Genomic DNA, 18,210 nt, shown 5'->3' with positions numbered 1-18,210 from the left:
GCACCGAAGCGATGCTTAGCTCTGCAGCTGAGTGCTCTCCGTTTGACGGCGGTCGCCAGTCGCGATGAAGTCCTCGATCAGCTCCACCACCTGGTTCGGCGCTTCGACCTGCGCGAAGTGGCCGACGTCGGGCAGGATTTCCAGCCTGGCATCGGTACGTGCCTCGTGTGCGGCGTACGCGTGATCGACGGGAATGATGGCGTCACGCTCGCCCCAGATCGCCATGACCGGCAAGTCCTCGCGCAGCCGCAGCCTGCTGAGCGCGCTGACCGCCTGGCCCCGGTAATCGACCACCGATCGCAGCGTGCGCAGGAACGACTGCCGGGTCTCGCCGTCGGACAACGACGAGTAAGCGCTCCACATCTCGGCGCCGCGCGGCGATTGAATGCCGGCGCCCCGCAACCACGACCTGAGCCGATTGCCGACGGCGAGGACGGGCTTCGGGGCGATGATCGGCAGCACCAGCTCCGCGCCGGGCGCCGAGAGCAGCCGCAGCACCCAGCCGACGTCGGGGCCCAGGCCGCCGCTGCTGATCAGAATCAACCGCTTGGCGTAGTCGGGGTGCTGGTAGACGAACTGCATCGCGACCCCGCCGCCGAGCGACTGACCGACCAGGCTGGCCTGGCTGACGCCGAGTTCGTCGAGCAGGTCACGAAGCCACACCGCGAAGGCGCCCAGCGAATAGTCCGTGCGCGGCTTTGCCGACTCCCCATGGCCGAGCAGGTCGGGGGCGATGACCCGGAACTTCTTCGACAGCATCGGTATCACCGATCGCCACGTCTCCGAGCTTCCGGCCATCCCGTGGATGAGTAGGAGCACCTCGCCGTCGCCCTCGTCGCGGTAAGCGACGCGATCGCCGTGCAGCTCCAGATACTTCAACTCGTTCATTGCACCGGGATACCCGCTCTCGCCTCGGTTACGGCCGCAATCGGGCGAATCGTGACGGAAAACGCATCCGGCCCGTCCAGTGCCCGGCGCCTCAGCAATGATTTAGTCCATGACCGAACCGGTTGCGGCCCGCGTGGCCGTCTACCTTGACTTCGACAACATCGTGATCTCCCGATACGACCAGGTCAACGGCCGAAGCTCGTTTCAGCGCGACAAAGCCAAGGGCCTCGAGCAGTATTCCGAGCGGCTGGACCGGGCCACCGTCGACGTCGGCGCGATTCTCGACTTCGCGTCGTCGTTCGGGACCCTGGTGCTCACCCGCGCCTATGCGGACTGGTCGGCGGATATCAACGCCGGGTACCGCGGGCAGCTGGTGGCCCGCGCGGTCGACCTGGTGCAGTTGTTCCCCGCCGCGGCCTACGGCAAGAACGGCGCCGACATCCGGCTGGCCGTCGACACCGTCGAGGACATGTTCCGCCTGCCCGACCTCACCCACGTGGTGGTCGTGGCCGGTGACTCCGACTACATCCCGCTGGCCCAGCGCTGCAAGAGGCTCGGCCGCTACGTCGTGGGCATCGGGGTGGCCGGCGCATCGAGCCGGGCGCTGGCGGCGGCCTGCGACGAGTTCGTCATCTATGACTCGCTGCCAGGGGTGCCGGCGCTCGAACCGCAGGCCGCGGGCGCCGAGGCGGACGCAAAGCCGTCCAAGCAGCGTGCGGGGCGCGCCAAGCCGGAGCAGCCCGACGAGCCGGAGCCACCCGATCCGCAGGCCGCCGCCACCGCGCTGCTGACGCGTGCGCTGCAGATCGGCCTGGAGAAGGACGACGTCGACTGGCTGCACAATTCGGCAGTGAAGGCACAGATGAAGCGGATGGACCCGTCGTTCAGCGAAAGGTCCTTGGGATTCCGGTCATTCAGCGATTTCCTGCGTTCGCGGTCCGATGCCGTCGAATTGGACGAGACGTCGACGACACGGATGGTCCGGCTTCGTGCCACAGAGTGAACCCGACGTGGGGCCCCGCTGGCTCACTCGCAACGTCCGGGTGCTCTCCGGGGTCTCGTTTCTGCAGGACACGGCCAGTGAGCTGTTGTATCCGCTGTTGCCGATCTACCTGACCGCGGTGCTGGGTGCGCCGCCGTCGGTGGTGGGAGCCGTCGAGGGCGCGGCCGAGGGCGCCGCCTCGCTGACAAAGCTCGCCTCGGGTCCGCTCGGCGACAGGTTCGCGCGGCGCCCGTTGATCGCCACCGGGTACGGCATGGCGGCGCTGGGCAAGGTGATCATCGCGGTGGCCGGGGCGTGGCCGGGCGTGCTCGCGGGTCGCGTCGTCGACCGGCTCGGTAAGGGCGTGCGCGGTGCGCCGCGGGACGCGCTGCTGGTCGACGATGTGGACGACGCCCTGCGCGGCCGGGTTTTCGGCTTCCACCGCGCGATGGACACCTTCGGCGCCGTCTTTGGTCCGCTGCTCGGGTTGGTGGGTTATGAGCTGCTCGACCACCGGATCGCGCCGTTGCTGTATGTCGCCATCGTGCCCGCCGTCCTGTCCGTGGCGCTCGTCTTCCTCGTGCGCGAGCGCAGCAGTCGCGCCCCGCGAGCGCAGCAATCGATGTGGGCCGGCGTGCGCTCGTTGCCGCGGCCGTATTGGCGGGTGACCGCAGTCCTCGTGCTGTTCAGCGTGGCGAATTTTCCCGACGCCCTGCTGTTGTTGCGGCTGAACGAGATTGGTTTCTCGGTGGTGGGGGTGATCCTGGCATACGTCGGGTACAACGCGGTGTATGCCCTGGCCAGCTACCCGGCCGGATCGCTCGCCGACCGCATCGGCAGGCCGGCGTTGTTCGGCCTCGGCCTGGCATTCTTCGCGATCGGCTACATCGGGCTGGGACTGACCACCGACATCGTGACGGCGTGGCTGCTGATCGGCGCCTACGGGCTGTTCACCGGGTGCACCGACGGCGTCGGGAAGGCCTGGATTTCGGGGCTGGTCGACCCGGAGCACCAGGCCAGCGCGCAGGGCTTGTTCCAGGGCGGCATCGGACTGGCCGTCCTGGTGGCGGGGTTGTGGGCGGGCTTCCTCTGGGGTGCGAATGGTCAACTGCCGCTGCTCATTTCGGGAGTCACCGGCGGGGTGTTCGCGGCCGGGCTGATCGGCAGCCAACTGGTTCGCGGCATGAGACACGGGTAGGCGTCGAACCACACGGCCACACACGCCTTTTAATTTGTATGGCCCGTTAGCCCGAGAAGGCGCGAGATCGTTGACACCCAATCGGTACGGCCATACATTGTGTGAAAGTTGTCGCGAACGGATCGCTCGCGCGGCCTCGAGGAGACCGTCATGACCGTCGGTACCGCTCCCACAAGCGTTTTCGATGCCGATCTGCCGACGCTGACCTATGGCGCCGAAGAAACCCCCGCCGACGTCTATCCCCGCCTCCAGGCGGCGCAACGGCAGGCTCCCGTCGCCATCGGACCGCACGGACCCGAAGTCCTCTCCTACCACCTCGTCCGCTCCGTCCTTCGCGACGCCCGATTCCACATCCCGCCGGGGATCAACCTGCTCGTCCAGGGCGTCACGTCGGGCCCCTTGTGGGACAAGGTGATCAACAGCCTGCTGTGCCTGGAAGGCGACGCACACCATCGGCTGCGCAGCCTGACGTCCAAGGCGTTCACGCCCCGCGCGACCATGCGGCTGCACGACACCATGGTCGAGGTGATGAACGGACTGGTGGACACGGTCATCGACGCGGGCAGCTGCGACGTCGTCACCGACCTCGCCCGCCCCTACCCCGTCCCGATCATCTGCGCATTGCTCGGCGCTCCGCGCGAGGACTGGCAGCAGTTCTCGTTGTGGGCGGACGACGTCTTCAAGGCCTTCAGCTTCAGCGTCGACCTGCGCGCGGTCGAACCCGTCGTCATGAACGCCTGGCACCAGCTCGACGCCTACGTCGACGACATGGTCGCGCGGCGGCGGCACAGCTTGACCGATGACCTGCTCTCCGACCTGATTCGCGCCGAGGACCCTACTTTTTCAGGCGACCGGCTGAACACCGCCGAGCTGCGGATGCTCGCGGGCGGCCTCCTGCTGGCGGGCACGGACACCACTCGGAACCAGGTGGCCGCCTCGGTACACGTCCTCTGCGAGCACCCGGAGCAATGGGGCCTGCTCAAGGAGCACCCCGAACTGGCGATGCGCGCGGTCGAGGAGACCATGCGCCACTCGCCGATCGCGTGCGGGACCCTTCGCCTGGTGGTCGAGGACGCCGAGCTGGACGGCTACCTCTTTCCCGCCGGCACGATGGTCCTGGTGAACACGGCCGCGGCCAACCGCGACCCGGCGGTGTACGACGAGCCAGACCGGGTCGACATCACGCGTGAGGGGGCGCCGCCCATCCTGACCTTCGGCGGCGGCATGCATTACTGCCTGGGCGCCAACCTGGCCCGCCGCGAGATCGCCGAGGCGCTCAACGTCATCGCGGGCCGCCTGCTCAACCCCCGCACCGCGGGACCGGTCCCGTGGAAACCGATGGTGAGCCTCAGCGGACCGAAGAGCCTGCCCATCGAGTTCGACCGGTAGCCGGTCGCGGGCCTGGTGTGACGAAGACCGCCTGACACAAGTCGCGGTTAGTCCCGGCCCGCCTTACGCTCGTTGGTTACACGAACTTAACGGGGGTTTTCCGATGTGGGCTTTCACGGGGCAAACTGTGCCCAAATGCGGGCTTGCCCTCGTCGCATCGGTCATCTGCCTGGCCGCCGTGTCCTGTTCGGAAACCGCGTCCCCGCCAGCGGCAACCCCGACCACCTCGACTTCTCCGTCGAAAACCGCTACCAGCGCGGCCCCATCGCCGGCGGCGATAACGGGTCCGCTGGAGAAGGATTGGAAAAGCTATGGCGGAACGGCGTACTTCGGTTGCCCTGACAGACTTTCGACGAGCAAATCCGCGATCGAGGACATCCGACCGAAAATCTTCGATCCGAAAACCGGTCAATACATCGCGCCGGCCGTTCCGGCGGTCACCGCCGGCGAGAACCTCACCGGCGCCGTCTGCGCGCTGACGGGCACGGCGGACGACATGAGGGTCGTCTACATCGTCACGACCGTCAAACCCGCCCAGGCGCAACAACCCGCAGTCACCAAGGCGACCGCGTACGCCTACGACTTCAAGGCGGGTCAACCGTTGGCGACAAAAGAACTGCAGCCGCCGACCCCCGACCTCAAGTTCGCCGCGGCGAAGGACTGGGGGCTCGCCTCGACCGCGGCGGGTGTGGCGTGGACCAACGCCTTCACCGACGGGCACGGCGCCACGTCACCGCCCCGGACCGTGCTCCTCTCCGGCGCCGACCTGTCGATGCCATGGACCGACCCACAATCCGGGCGTGCCTGGCAGGACGTCGTCGCGTTTCAACGCAACACCGACGCCGGCAAGACGTCGGGCGCCGAGCTGCGCCGGCCCAGCGGGGAGGCGATCTATCAGGACAACGACATCCGCAGTGTGGATGCCGAATTGACGGATGGCCCAAACAAACTGGTCCAGATCACGCACTGGGATTCTTACAATCCCCCGGTGCTGTCGACGATGTTCTATGACCTGAACGCCAAAGCCGTCATCAAGATCGGTGACTCCGACCGCATCCCCGGTGGCGGGCTATCCGCGACGTTGTCCGATGGGAAATTGTTTGTCGATGGCCATGATTCGGACAACTCCGCGTTCGGCTTCGGGGTGTGGAACCTGCGCAGCCAGCAGTGGGATTATCTGAAGACGCAGGACGACGCGAAGAAGATGTCGATTGCCAAGGTGGCGTTCTTCGAAGACCACCTCTACATCACCAACGCCGGCAATACGTTTGCCGTGCTCGCCCTGCCCGCCACCGATCCGATTGCGACCACTTGGTCCGTTCGGCCCTTCACGCGAATATCGGGCTGGACGCTGGTGTGCCGCGGTGAGAATGCCGCGGCCTTGAACGGGGACTGCAAGGACATCGTGATGGTGCAAGACCAGGACGGCCATTTCCCTGGGCCCTGGTCCTGACCTCGTCAGGGGTCCCGTGTCAGGTGGCGGCGCAGAAACTCCGTCTCGACCGAGCTGATCGCCTCGAAGAGAGTGCCCGTGTAGACGTCGAAGTGCCCGACCGGATAGCGGTGCAGTTCAACGTTATTCATTGCTGACGCGATGCGTACGGCGAACCTGGGCGACGCTTGCAGGTCGTGGTCCCCCACGCACATCAGGACGGGCATGTGCAGTTTCTCCGCGGTTCCGCTGCGGTAACGCGGCAACGCGAACAGCATGCGGGGAGCCAGCGCATTGCGCCAGCCGACGGCTTCGCCGCCCAGCGCCTCGAACGCGGCTTTCGCCTCGGGCTCCGTGAACACCGCGGTCTCGCCGGGATCGGCAACCACCGGAACCAGATACGGCGGCCGGCCCCACTTCGCGCCAACAGCGTCGCGCACCGCTGCGACGGTGAATTGCAGCGTCCGCCGCGTGACGTCCCAGCTGAGCCGCTCGCGCAGCCCGCGGCCGCGGTGCCAGCCGTCGATCAGCGGGACTTGCGTCACCACGGCGGTGATTTCGGGATCCGTGGCGGCGACCGCCAGCACGTGACCACCGCTGAGGGACGTCCCCCACAAGCCGATTCGACGCGGATCGAGGTCGTCACGGCCGCGTGCGTATCGCACCGCCGCCCGGTAGTCGTCTCGTTGTTCGGCGACGTCGATGACTTGCCGAGGCTCGCCGCCGCTGGCTCCGAAATGCCGGTAATCGAACGCCAGCACCGCAAGGCCCGCCGCGGTGAACTTCTCCGCGTACGCGGGCAGACCGAGGCGCTTGGTGGCGCTGCCGCCGTGTCCCATCACCACACAGGCGAGCCTGTCGCCCGCTTGGGCGGGCCGGTAGAGGTCGGCCGCGCACCGCACCCCGCCGGACTCGAAGGACACTTCCTCAAACGCTGACACACCGGTTCCGCTCTGAGTCGGTACAACGTGGTCTCAATCTGCCCGTGGCCGCGCCGCCCCACCAGAACCAAGAGGACCACCCTTCGGTGACCTTGGCCCCTACTGAACGGTCAAGCGGATGTCGATGCTCTCGGTATGCGTGGCAGACGACCGCAGTTGCTGCTCGACCAACTCCACGACGAACGCGGCCGACGGGTTGTGCTGGTCTCGCACTGCCTGCTGAACGAAAACACCCGTTACGCCGGCGGCGCCACCCGACCTGGTGCCGTGCCGGAGGTGGTCGAGGAGCTGATGAACGCGGGTTACGGAATTCATCAGCTGCCGTGCCCGGAGCGGCTGGCCTGGGGCGGGGTATTGAAGCCCCACAGCCTGCACCTGCACCACTCCAAGGGCGGATGGCTGTATCCACTGCGCGGCCCACTGCTGCATGCCTTCGTGCTGTGGACCCGCCTCGTCTATCGGCGCTTGGCGCGGCAGGTCGCCCGCGACGTTGCCGACTACCAGCGTTCCGGGATCACGGTGGCCGGCATCGTCGGGATCGGTGCCTCGCCGTCGTGCGGGTTGACCACGACGCTGGACATGCGGGCCTCGCTGGAGGTTGTCGCGTCGTGTCCGGCCGCCGCCCTGACGCGGGACGTGATGACCGAACGTGCCGTTCTCGGGTGCCGTCGCGAGGGTGAGGGCTTGTTCATCGCTGCGCTGGATCGGCGGTTGCGCCGTCGGGAATTAGAGGTTCCGGCGCTCGAACACGACCTCGCGGCGGAGCTTCGGGGTTCGCGGCAGACAGTGCTCGCCGTGGGAGCGGTGCGGACCCTGGGTGCACTCGGGCAGCGAGATACCCCGCCGAGCGGTGGCACACCCCACTGACCGTGCTCCCGAGTCCTCAGCTGCGACAGCACAACTCAATAACATCGGCCGCGCAAAAATGCTCTTGCGTTTGATACCCTACGGGGGTATAGTCCTCGGTATGAACGAGACAGATACCTGCCACTGCAAATCCACCGGTTGCACCTGTGGGGACTCCGCCTGCACCCGGGCGGGCGGCTGCACCTGCGGTCACCCCGCGTGCACGTGTAACGATTAGTCACCTTCAGTTCAAGGCCTCGACCCCGCGTCGAGGCCTTGACTGGTTTATCGATGCTTGCGGCCACAACGTTGACGTCATTACCCTACGGGGGTATGGTTGCCGGCATGGAAGCGGCCGAATCTTGCTGCCGCAGACTCGCGGACTCAGGCTGTAAGTGAGTCATTACCAGGTGATTACGAGACTCTTTATCAGCATCAGCGTCGTCCTCGGCGCCGGGGTCGAGCTAGCGCCAGCGACCAGCGGTGACCCCGGCCCGTTCAGCAACCTGAGCTGTCATTGCCCGTCGCCACCGGATCCCAGTGCTGATGTTCCCGGTCAAATCGCCCGCGGAATGCACGACGGTCTCTCTCGGCTGCAAGCCCATCAAAGCGATTCGCCGCCAGCCAGACCCTGATGCGGGCCGCCCTGGGTGGTCTCGATCCGGCGTGCCCCTTGACACTCGTGGGCGCAGAGGACTTAAGCCCCTACCCCCTTGGGGTATGAGCTCGCACACTGAGGGTTACGCGCAACAGAGAACGGAGACTCTGATGAAATCTCGAGCGAGAAAGGCGATCGTGCTGTTCAGCGGTGCAACGGTGCTGACTTTGGCGGCAGGTTTCGGCGGCGGCGAAGTGCTCAGCAACACCACCACACCGATGGCAACCCCGACCTCCACCGTTGCGCCGGCACCCCCGGCCAAAGACGGTCCGGGAGCGCCCGCAACGAGTCAGCCCACGCGGGACTTCGACGGTCCACATGGCGACACCGGATGTATTCCCCATATCAACTGTTAGGTCATCGACACCGTCGCGAATGCGAACAGATGTGGTTGCGCCCGAACCCATTCGGGCGATGACGCGTCGAAGCCGCTAGAAGAGGTGGGGCGTGCTTCGGTGATGTCGGTGGTCGTAGTGCACGACCGCCGCAACCACACCGGCGCCGAGACCTACGCAGGACAGCAACGCGGCGGCCGCCACCATCGCCCAACCCGGATGGCCGGAGCCGGCCGCAAAGAGGGCCATCGGCAGCGCGGCGAACGCGAGCAGTGTGGACATGAGCCCGGTCCAGGCGGCGAATCTATTGAGCATCATGATCTGAGCCTCCTTTGCCGTCAGTCACGATCATCGTCCTTGTCATGGCCGGGCGGAAGGTCTAGCCATATCGCGCTCGCGTGGGCCAGTTGAGTGCCTTATTATCTGCGTATGCATGCAGGTAAGCGGGCAGCGTGGTGATGACCGTGGAGAGCGGCCACCACCACCACCACCATGGGCCTGGTCACGACCACGCCCATGGACTCCGCGGCATCGTGGCCCACCTTTTCGTCCCGCACAGCCACGACGCCGCCGACAGCGTCGACACCGCGCTGGAATCCAGTTCCATCGGCATCCGGGCGGTCAAGATCAGCCTGATCGGCCTGGCCGCGACCGCCACCATGCAGGTGGTCATCGCCGTCGTGTCCGGTTCAATCGCCCTGGCGGCCGACACCATTCACAACTTCTCGGACGCGCTGACCGCGGTCCCGCTCTGGATCGCGTTCTCGTTGGGCCGACGTGCGCCAACCCGCCGATACACCTACGGCTACGGGCGCGCCGAGGACATCGCGGGCTTGTTCGTCATCGGCATGATCGCCCTGTCGGCGATCATCGCCGGCTACGAGGCCGTCCTGCGGCTCATCCACCCCGTCGCCGTCGAGCACGTCGCCTGGGTCGCGGTGGCCGGCATCGTGGGCTTCCTCGGCAACGAGGGCGTCGCGAGCTACCGGATCCGGGTCGGCCGCCGGATCGGCTCGGCCGCCCTCGTCGCCGACGGCCTACACGCGCGGACCGACGGATTCACCTCGCTGGCAGTGCTTTTCGGGGCGATCGGCGTCGCTCTGGGCTACCCGATTGCGGACCCGGTGGTCGGCATGATCATCACGGTGGCGATCGTGGCCGTGCTGTACCGCGCCGTGCGCGACATCTTCCGCCGGCTCATGGATGCGGTGGACCCGAGCCTCGTCGACACCGCCGAGGCGTGCCTTGCCGCCCGGCCGGGTGTCCGCAGCGTGCGCAGCATCCGGATGCGCTGGATAGGTCACCAACTGCACGCCGACGCGGAACTCGACATCGATCCCAACACCAGCCTCGAGGACGCCCACCGCATCGCTCATGACGCCGAACACGAGCTGACTCACGCGGTGCCCAAGCTCAACAGCGCACTTGTGCACGCCTACCCGGCGCACCACGACGAATAGGACGTCTTAGGTCAAGCCCAGCGCCTGCGGAACCATGTAGAGCCCGAAGCCCATGACAACGAGGCACAGAACCCAGGTGATGTATTTGTGCGGCCCGCGCATGCGCCACTGCTCGGGCAGCGCCTTGGCCTCCAGCGCCAACAGCAATCCCAGCACGATCGGCAGCAGCAGGGCGTTCATCACTTCGACGTCCACGGCGAGGTTCACCAGGTCGACGCTGGCCAGGACGAGCACGGCGCCGACGACGTGGGCGAGCCCGTAGGTGATGTAGAACTTGGCGGTCTCACGGTTGGGCCGCTCGTTGAGCGTGTGCCGCCACCCGAAGACCTCCGCAAGCCCCCATGCTCCGGCGAGCGATGCGACGATCGCGGCGACCAGCGCCGCGCCGAGCATTCCCAACCCGAAGAGGACCGTCCCGCCGGTGCGGCCCAGGTAGGGGGTCAGCGAATTGGCGATCTCGCCGACGGTGTTCAGGGAAGCTCCGCCGTCGTGCGCGCCAACCGTCGAGGCCATGGTGACGACCACCGCGATCATGATGAGCTGGGTCAGCACCGCGCCGGTGGCCGTGTCGTAGCGGGCCTGCCGAATCGTGGCCTCCGACAACCGCTTATCCACCACCGCGCCCTGCTGGTAGAAGACCATCCACGGCATGATGACGGCGCCGACGTTGGCCGCGACCAGCAGCAGGTATGACGAGTTGCCCAGCGGCATCGAGGACAGACCGTCCAGCAGCGCGTCCAGCCGCGGCCGCGCCAACACCATGGCGACCAGGAACGCCAGCTCGGCCGCGCCGACGATCAGGCCGATGCGTTCGACGCGCCGGTAGCTGCCGGTGAACGCCAACGCCAACAGCGCGCCGGTCGCGACCGGGATGCTGAACCACCGCGAAACACCGAAAAGTTCCCCCACCCCGGCGACCCCGGCGAACTCCGTCAGCAACGCCCCGATCGCCGAGGCGAACAGCGTGAAGGCCGACAGCCACGCCCAGCCGCGACCGAACCGCTCCCGGATCAGCGCGCCGTGACCGCGTTTGGTGACGATGCCGAGCCGCACCGTCATCTCCTGCACGCAATAGAGGATCGGCATCAACATGAGCTGCGGCAGCACCATCCGGTAGCCCCACTGGGCGCCGGACTGCGACGCGGTGATCAAGGAGCCCGCATCGGTGTCGGCCAGCATCACCACCAGCCCGGGGCCCCAGACCGCCAGCAGCCCCCACCGCAGCCAGCGGCCGCGCGCCCGCAGCGACACCGACGGCGGGCCGTCGAATTCCTCCGCCACTGGCGTGGTGGTATCGGTCACCCTTGCCCCATTCCTTCACACGACTGCGTTCAAGCGGCCCGACTGCCGATGATAACTAAGCCTCACCTAACCGCTGCAGTTTCGCCTGAAGAGCGGCATTCTCAAATCTGCGATCTGCCCTCTCCGAGAGCGAGAGTACGTTACCGGAGCATGCGCAAGGGACGAGACTTAATGCCCAGCCGGGTCAGGCGTCGATCACGAGGCGATCGCCCTTGGCCCGGGAGACGCACACCAGCATCTCGCCGTCGCCCTCCACGGTGCGGCCGCGGCGATCAACCTGCCCCGCAAGCACTTTCACCTTGCAGGTGCCGCAGAAGCCTTGCTGGCACGAGTATGCGGTCCTCGGGTCGCCGTCGAGCATCACGTCGAGCGCCGAGCGGTTTCCCGGGACGCTGAGCACGCGCCGCGAGCGGGCGAGCTCCAGCTCGAACGGGACACCGTCGACGACGGGCGGCGGCCCGAAGCGTTCGTAGTGCAGCGGCGCGTTCGCGTGCTGGTCGCGCTCCGCACGCACCGCTTCGAGCATGGCGGTCGGGCCGCACACGTAGACGGCCGTCGTGGGCCCGGCGTCGGCCAGCAGTTCGCCGGCGGTGGCTATGCGGCCGCGCTCGTCGTCGGCCCACACCGTTACCCGGTCGGGCGCGATCGCCACGAGCTCGTCGAGCAGCGGCATGTACTCCCGGCTGCGCCCGGCATACACCGCGCGCCAGTCGATTCCGTGCTGCTGGGCGAGCCGGACCATCGGCAGGATGGGTGTCACGCCGATGCCGCCGATCACGAACAACACCTCACGCTCGTCGGTGACGAGATAGAACGCATTGCGGGGGCCCTCGAACTCGACCGTGTCGCCCACGTCGAAGGCGTCGTGCACCTCGATCGAGCCACCGCCGCCGTCGGCGATCCGGCGCACCGCGATGCGGTAGTCGGTCCGCCGACCAGGCGGACCGCACAGTGAGTACTGGCGGCGGCGGCCCGAAGCAAGCCGGATATCGATGTGCGCGCCGGGAGTCCACGACGGCAGCAGACCGCCTTGCGCGTCGGCGAGCGTCAACGCGACCACGTCGGGCGTGAGAAGTTCGCGCTTGGTGACCAGCGCTGTGTTGGTACGCGGCACCGGCACGATCCGCGACGGGTCCCACCGCGACGCCGACGCCAACCCGCCGAAGAGGGTGCCGACTCCCCACAACGCCGTGTAGAGACGATCACGCTTGCGGCGACCGTACAGGTCGGCGGGTCTGTTACTCCAAATCGCATGTGCCACTGCGAATTTCCTATGCCTGTCGGATGTCGATGACCTGGTTGACCCATTCGGACGTCAGCCGCGCGATGACGTCGGGATGGGAGGACACCACCCAATGCCCGCCCTCGATCGGGATCACCCTGCCGCGGGCCGGTATCGAGCCGGTGAACCGCTGCAGGGGCGGGGACACGAAATAGTCCTTGCGCGCCACCAGCACCTGCACGGGGACACTCGTCTCCGGCAGTTGCTTCCCCGGAGCCAAAAACGGTCCCGGCATGTTGGCGCGGTACAGGTTGAGCCCGTTGAGGTAGTCGCGGATCGACCGGGTGGTCGCCGCGCGCTGCCGGCGGGTGCCACGTGGGCGGCCGATCAGTTCGACCCCGGCGAAGACCGCCACGGTCGCCCGGGACCAGATCGCCAGCTCGGGCACCCCCGGACACAGGAAGAACCAGATGTACGTCGAGGCCAGCGCCTGCTTGAGCACGTCGAACACCCCCCGGGGCGTGCGTGCGGACCGCAGGAATTTGCCCGCGTAGTTCAGGTGCGGGCCGGAGATCGACGTGAACGAGGCGACCTTGCGCATCACCGTGTCGTCGGTTACCGCCGACCAGGCCTGGATGGAACCCCAGTCGTGGGCCACCAGGTGCACCTGGTCCACGCCGAGGCTGTCGATCACCGCGCCGATATCGGAAACCAGTTGGGGCAGGCGGTATCCCGAGCGCCGCGCCGGCTTGGACGAGGCACCGACGCCGCGCACGTCGAAAGCCACGAAGTTGAAGCGCCCGCCGAGCTCCTCGGCGACCCCATCCCACACGTGGTGGTTATCCGGGTAGCCGTGGATCGCCAAGATCGTCGGGCGCCCACGGTCGATCTCCGAGTGGGCGTGGACCGCAAGGGATACGCCGTCGGAAGCGATTACGTTGCTGCACTGGGTCATTCGCGCGAACTCCGGAAGCTCAATGCGCCGCGCGGGCGGCTGGTGATCGGGCCAGGTAGTCGACCGCGCGCCCGACTCCGCCAAGTTTGGAGGGGTGGAAACTCGGCGTGTAATAGGCGCCGATCACCCGCAGGAACTGGAAGGGGCCGGGCACCAGGCCACGCCGTGCCGCGCTGAAGTAGTCGCGCCAGCGCGGTTTGGTGCCCGGCGGCAAGTACGGGTCGACCGAGTACATGAACCGCACCCCGCGAATGAACAACCACAGCAGCGCCGGTGTCACCAGCAGCTGGGTGCGCACCTGGCGCCAGTAGCCGGCGCGCAGGTGCTTCATCGTGTCGAACGCCACCGCTTTGTGCTCGACCTCTTCCGCTCCGTGCCAGCGCAGCAGGTCCAGCATCACCGGGTCGGTGCCGAGGGCGTCGTGTTGCGGGGTGTCGAGGATCCATTCACCCAGGATGGCGGTGTAGTGCTCGAGGGCCGCCACCATCGACACCCGCTCGAGCAGCCAGCTCTGGCGTCGCCGCCGGCCCCATCCGGGCCGGTCCCCGATGAGTTGGGAGAACAGCCAGGCCATCTGGTCGGTGAACGGCGTGACGTCGACGCCGTTGGCCGCGAAATGGTCCAGCACCCCCGAATGCGCCTGGGAGTGCATGGCCTCCTGGCTGATGAAACCCTGCACGTCCAGCAGCAGTTGATCGTCTTTGATCATCGGCAACGTGTTCTTGAACGCGTCGACGATGAACTCCTCGCCGGCGGGCAGCAGCAGGTGCAGCACGTTGCAGAAGTGGGTGGTGAAGGGCTCGTTGGGCACGTAGTAGAACGGCAGCGACGCCCAGTCGAAGTCGACGTCACGTGCCTGCAGAACGATCCGCTCGTGGTCGAGCGACGCGTCATGCGGACCCGTCGCCTGATCGTCGACGGTGAACATAGAAGACCCCCTTACGGCTAGGCGCTGCGTTGCGCCTCGGCCTCAGCCTCGGTGATCAGGCGCTCACTGCGCAAGAACCGGACGAGATTCTCGACCGTCTCCGCCAGCGCCGGCTCACGCAGGCGGACCGCGGCCAGCGCGCGCGCACGTTGGTATTGGCTGTTGCCGTAGCGCTTGTCCCGCATCGCCGCGATCTTGTCCGCCGAGCGGGTGAGGAAATCCACCAGCGGGTAGATCGGATCGCGCGGCGTGCACCGACGGTTCATCTCGGCGGCAAACGACGGGATGTCGCGGTAATCGAAGCGGTAGCCATAGCGCTCGGTCAAGACCCGGGTGATGTCGGTCATGTTGTAGTAATCGTCAGCGGTCATGTTGAAGACCGTGCCCGCGTCGGCCGGCAGCTCCATCAACGCGACGATGTGATCGGCGATCAGGTCCGCGGGCAGCAGGCTGAGCTGGTTGAGCGCGTTGGCGGCGACGCCGTGCTCGATCATGAACGCCATGGTGCGCACCAGGATGTCGTCCTGGCTGCCGAACCCCGCGCTGGTCGGTGAGATCAACGAGGGCCGGAAGATGCGCACGTCGAGCCCCTGCCGCTGGGCGGCGAACGCCAGCTGCTCGGCGACCCATTTGGTCTGCGAGTAGCCGAAGTCCAGGGCGTTCATCTCCAGGTTCGCGTCGGACTCCCCGACCACCGGCTTGACGCTCCACCCGTAGATGAAGGTGCTGGAGACCAGGTGGAAGGTCTTGCGGTGCGCGGTCATGGCCAGCCGCAACAGCTCGTGCGTCCCGATCACGTTGGCGGGCCGCAGGGCGTCGTAGGTCCTGACGTAGTTGACCAGGGCGCCGTTGTGGACGATGGCGTCGACGCTCTCGGCCAGCCTCTGGAACCCCTGCTCACCGATGCCCAGCTGCGGCGCGGCGAGGTCGCCGCAGACCACGCGCACCCGCTGGCGGACCTCGGCTTCCAGGGCCGGCGACCACAGGCGCGCCTTGCGCAGCGACGCGACGATCCGGTCCAGGCCGTGTGCCGAGTCCGTGGCGCGAACCAGCGCGTGGACGGTGCACGACGTCCGGCCGAGCAGGCTGCTGACAAGGAACGGCCCCAGGAATCCGGTCGCGCCCGTCAACAGGATGTCGCTGGGCGCGCCCGAGCGTGCCGGCGGCAGCGCCGGCAGCGGAAGCTGCGCGTCCGCACGCATCCGGGCGACCTCGTAGGCCTCGTACTCCGTCGCAATCTGGTCCAGCGCCTGACGCAGCGCATCGAGCGGCTGGCCGGACTCCTCACCGATTTGCCGCATCAGGCGGAAGAATTCGGCCACCGTGAGTCGCTGCAGCAGGCGCGTGTTGACCTCCTCGGCCAGCCCACCCGCGCCGTGCTCTTCCAGCAGGGCCTGCAGGTCGGCGCGCAGCTCGGCGAGCGCCAGCGAATCGATGCCCAGGTCCGCGAAGGAGCAGTCCTCCTCGCCGGTGAGGTCGTAGCTCTCGATCAGATTCCGGAACCTGTCCAGCGGCCCGGGGTTCGCGTCGGCCCGGTCGTGCGGCTGATGGGTGTAGGCCGCCAGGACGGGCAGCTCGCCGTCCAGCCAGAGCTGGCGCGTCGAGGAGCGCCTGATCTTGCCCGACGTGGTCTTGGGAATGCTGTGTGGCGGCACGAACGCGATGGTGTGCGGGTCGATGTGGCCGTGCCGCCGGATGGCCCGCGCCAGGGCCTTGCCATCCGGTAGCGCGTGCTCGCCGCGCACCTCGGCCACCACGGTCAGCACTTCCTGCTCGTCGTGTTCCACCGAGAAGGCGGCGACGCAGCCGCCGCGGACCTCCGGGGCCGACCGCTCCACGATGCCCTCGATGTCGGAGGGGTAGCAGTTGACGCCGCGCACGATGATCAGGTCCTTGCTGCGGCCGCAGACGAACAGCTCGCCCTCGTACACGAAGCCGAGGTCGCCGGTTCGCAGGTAGGTGTGCTCGGTGTCGCCGGGGATGCGGGCCGCGAAGGCCTCCGCGCTCAGCTCCGGGCGGTTCCAGTAGCCGCCGCCCTTGGACGGCCCGTCCAGCCAGACCTCACCGACCCGGCCCTCACCGAGGGCCCGCCCGGATTCCGGATCGACGATTCGGACGACGTTGCCGTCGATGGGCTTGCCGCAGCTCACCACCGGCGCCTGGTTGCTGTTCTCCGGCTGGGCCTTTTCGACGCGCGCCAGGTTGTTCTCCAGCGCGCGCTTGTTCAGCGCCAGCGTCTGGCGCCCGCGAAGCGAGACGATCAGGGTGTTTTCGGCCATGCCGTACGCGCCGGTGAGCGCGTTGGGCTCCAGGCCGTAGGGGGCGAAACGCTGCCGGAAGCGGGTGAACGTGCTGGCGCGCAGCGGTTCTGCACCGACGACGATGCTCTCCAGGCTGCTCAGGTCGATCCCGGCGAGCTCGGACGTGGGCAGCTTGTCCTCGCGCAGGCACAACTCGAGCGCGAAGTTGGGCACCGGCGTGTGGGTCGCGCGCACGTCGCTGATGAGCCGCAGCCAGGCCGACGGTCGCTTGAGGAAGTCCAGCGGGGACATCGCGTGTGTCGTCCCGCCGATCAGCGGGATGAACAGGTAGGCGGAGATCAGGCCCATGTCGTGGTGTTGCGGGAGCCAGCTGACCAGCACCTCGTCTTTGGTGAAGGCCGAGGCGTTGGCGATGACGTTGGCGTGGCTGACCACCACGCCCTTGGGGTCGCTGGTGGAGCCGGAGGTGTACTGCAGGAAGAGCACCGGTCCAGGCGTGTCGGGCACGGGCGTGCCGCCGAAGTCCTGCGTGCCGTCGGTGCCGTACCAGGGCAGTTCCGGGGGCCGTTGGGCGTCCGGCCAGGGCGACCCATCGTCGAGGTGGTTGAGCAGCAGGCGGTAGTCGTATTCGAACTGCTTGGTCGACAGCACCGCCTTCGCCTGGCAGTCGCGGGCGATGAAGCTGAGTTTGGCCAGCCCCGACTCGAACGACATCGGCAGCGGGGGGCTGACCGGCACAGCGATCACCCCGAGGCGGGCGCACGCGTAGAACGCAGCGACCATCTCCAGACCGGGTGGATAGACCAGCAGGGCGCGGTCTCCCGGGCGCAGCCCGGCCTCCGCCGACAGGTAGGCGGCCAGCTCACGCGTCCGCTCGGCGAAACTTTGGTAGGTGTAGTGCTCCTGCTCGCGGCCTTCGTCGTCGACGAACCGGAAGAGGGTCTTGTCCGGAGTCAGCGCTTCCCGCATGTGCAGGTGATCAATGAGCGTCTCCATCGCAGGAGCCACCCCCTTCCGGGTCAACTATGAGCGATAAGAACTTTGGGATCAATCGATAAAGCCCAATGTAACGCCGCTAATGGGCGTCAGGCAAAGCGTGCAGAGGCTTTTCCTATACTGCACATTGATCTCACAGGATCGGCTTATCCAGCGACAACATTGTGGGCGAGCCGCGTCCTTAACTACGGACTTCAGTATTTCAGTTTCCGCTTTTACCAGGGGCTTTCGTCAGTACAGCGTTCAGCAAGCCCGCGAATACTGAGATGCGTATTTGCGCTAATGCTGAATTCTTGCGTTTGAATCCGTAGGCAATTGCCCCGCCGTTTCGTATCGCCAACGCAAAGGGCATAGCCGCGTCCAAACGATTCGAAATCTCGCGCCTGCCGACGACGTGGGCAAGTGATTTCCACCACG

15 protein-coding genes are annotated in these 18,210 nt (G+C 67.1%); 7 read left to right on the top strand and 8 right to left on the bottom strand.

Features of this window, described 5'->3' with window-relative positions:
• Positions 1-15: 15 nt before the first annotated feature.
• Positions 16-888: an alpha/beta fold hydrolase gene (locus A5750_RS18985; RefSeq protein WP_067264899.1), complete on the bottom strand. Its 873-nt coding sequence runs from the start codon at positions 886-888 to the stop codon at positions 16-18.
• 109 nt (positions 889-997) lie between these two features.
• Here A5750_RS18985 and A5750_RS18980 point away from each other — a divergent pair, with 109 nt between their 5' ends.
• The 4 genes from A5750_RS18980 (at position 998) to A5750_RS18965 (ending at position 5,910) form a co-directional block, all read left to right on the top strand.
• On the top strand, positions 998-1,891 hold the full coding sequence (locus A5750_RS18980) for an NYN domain-containing protein (protein ID WP_066956632.1): 894 nt from the start codon (positions 998-1,000) through the stop codon (positions 1,889-1,891).
• On the top strand, positions 1,878-3,068 hold the full coding sequence (locus A5750_RS18975; protein ID WP_082948219.1) for an MFS transporter: 1,191 nt from the start codon (positions 1,878-1,880) through the stop codon (positions 3,066-3,068). The genes A5750_RS18980 and A5750_RS18975 overlap by 14 nt, the downstream gene beginning before the upstream one ends.
• A gap of 150 nt (positions 3,069-3,218) precedes the next feature.
• Positions 3,219-4,457, top strand: a complete 1,239-nt coding sequence (locus A5750_RS18970) for a cytochrome P450 (RefSeq protein WP_067264908.1) — start codon at positions 3,219-3,221, stop codon at positions 4,455-4,457.
• A gap of 103 nt (positions 4,458-4,560) precedes the next feature.
• Positions 4,561-5,910, top strand: coding sequence for a hypothetical protein (locus tag A5750_RS18965; protein WP_067264897.1), 1,350 nt, complete (start codon positions 4,561-4,563; stop codon positions 5,908-5,910).
• 5 nt (positions 5,911-5,915) lie between these two features.
• On the opposite strand, the gene A5750_RS18960 is transcribed toward A5750_RS18965, so the two are convergent.
• Positions 5,916-6,830, bottom strand: a complete 915-nt coding sequence (locus A5750_RS18960; RefSeq protein ID WP_066956626.1) for an alpha/beta hydrolase — start codon at positions 6,828-6,830, stop codon at positions 5,916-5,918.
• A gap of 135 nt (positions 6,831-6,965) precedes the next feature.
• Here A5750_RS18960 and A5750_RS18955 point away from each other — a divergent pair, with 135 nt between their 5' ends.
• Complete coding sequence (locus A5750_RS18955) at positions 6,966-7,697, top strand: 2-thiouracil desulfurase family protein (RefSeq protein WP_082948218.1); 732 nt, start codon at positions 6,966-6,968, stop codon at positions 7,695-7,697.
• A gap of 747 nt (positions 7,698-8,444) precedes the next feature.
• Positions 8,445-8,690 carry a hypothetical protein gene (locus A5750_RS25935; protein WP_156659714.1) on the top strand — a complete coding sequence of 82 codons (246 nt, stop codon included), beginning with the start codon at positions 8,445-8,447 and terminating at the stop codon, positions 8,688-8,690.
• Between the two features lie 75 nt (positions 8,691-8,765).
• Here A5750_RS25935 and A5750_RS18950 read toward each other — a convergent pair whose 3' ends face one another.
• The gene (locus A5750_RS18950) at positions 8,766-8,987 is read right to left on the bottom strand and encodes a hypothetical protein (protein ID WP_066956618.1); all 222 of its coding nucleotides are present in this window, start codon (positions 8,985-8,987) and stop codon (positions 8,766-8,768) included.
• A gap of 140 nt (positions 8,988-9,127) precedes the next feature.
• Between A5750_RS18950 and A5750_RS18945 the strand changes: the two genes are divergently transcribed.
• Positions 9,128-10,129 carry a cation diffusion facilitator family transporter gene (locus A5750_RS18945; RefSeq protein WP_067264906.1) on the top strand — a complete coding sequence of 334 codons (1,002 nt, stop codon included), beginning with the start codon at positions 9,128-9,130 and terminating at the stop codon, positions 10,127-10,129.
• A gap of 6 nt (positions 10,130-10,135) precedes the next feature.
• Here A5750_RS18945 and A5750_RS18940 read toward each other — a convergent pair whose 3' ends face one another.
• The 5 genes from A5750_RS18940 to A5750_RS18920 all read right to left on the bottom strand — a co-directional run bounded on the left by A5750_RS18940 (position 10,136) and on the right by A5750_RS18920 (position 17,793).
• Positions 10,136-11,431, bottom strand: a complete 1,296-nt coding sequence (locus A5750_RS18940) for an NRAMP family divalent metal transporter (protein WP_066956600.1) — start codon at positions 11,429-11,431, stop codon at positions 10,136-10,138.
• Positions 11,432-11,615: 184 nt separating this feature from the next.
• Entirely contained in the window at positions 11,616-12,692 is a 1,077-nt protein-coding gene (locus tag A5750_RS18935; RefSeq protein WP_067264893.1) for a PDR/VanB family oxidoreductase, read from the bottom strand.
• A gap of 10 nt (positions 12,693-12,702) precedes the next feature.
• Positions 12,703-13,608 carry an alpha/beta fold hydrolase gene (locus A5750_RS18930; protein WP_067264905.1) on the bottom strand — a complete coding sequence of 302 codons (906 nt, stop codon included), beginning with the start codon at positions 13,606-13,608 and terminating at the stop codon, positions 12,703-12,705.
• 19 nt (positions 13,609-13,627) lie between these two features.
• Positions 13,628-14,536: a metal-dependent hydrolase gene (locus tag A5750_RS18925; protein ID WP_067264890.1), complete on the bottom strand. Its 909-nt coding sequence runs from the start codon at positions 14,534-14,536 to the stop codon at positions 13,628-13,630.
• A gap of 17 nt (positions 14,537-14,553) precedes the next feature.
• The gene (locus A5750_RS18920; RefSeq protein WP_067264887.1) at positions 14,554-17,793 is read right to left on the bottom strand and encodes a fatty acyl-AMP ligase; all 3,240 of its coding nucleotides are present in this window, start codon (positions 17,791-17,793) and stop codon (positions 14,554-14,556) included.
• Positions 17,794-18,210: the final 417 nt, after the last annotated feature.

The sequence above is a fragment of the Mycobacterium sp. 852002-51613_SCH5001154 genome, from assembly GCF_001667425.1.
Classification (GTDB): domain Bacteria; phylum Actinomycetota; class Actinomycetes; order Mycobacteriales; family Mycobacteriaceae; genus Mycobacterium.
Note: the sequence above shows the minus strand (reverse complement) of the source record. Positions and strands in the feature narration are given on the sequence as shown.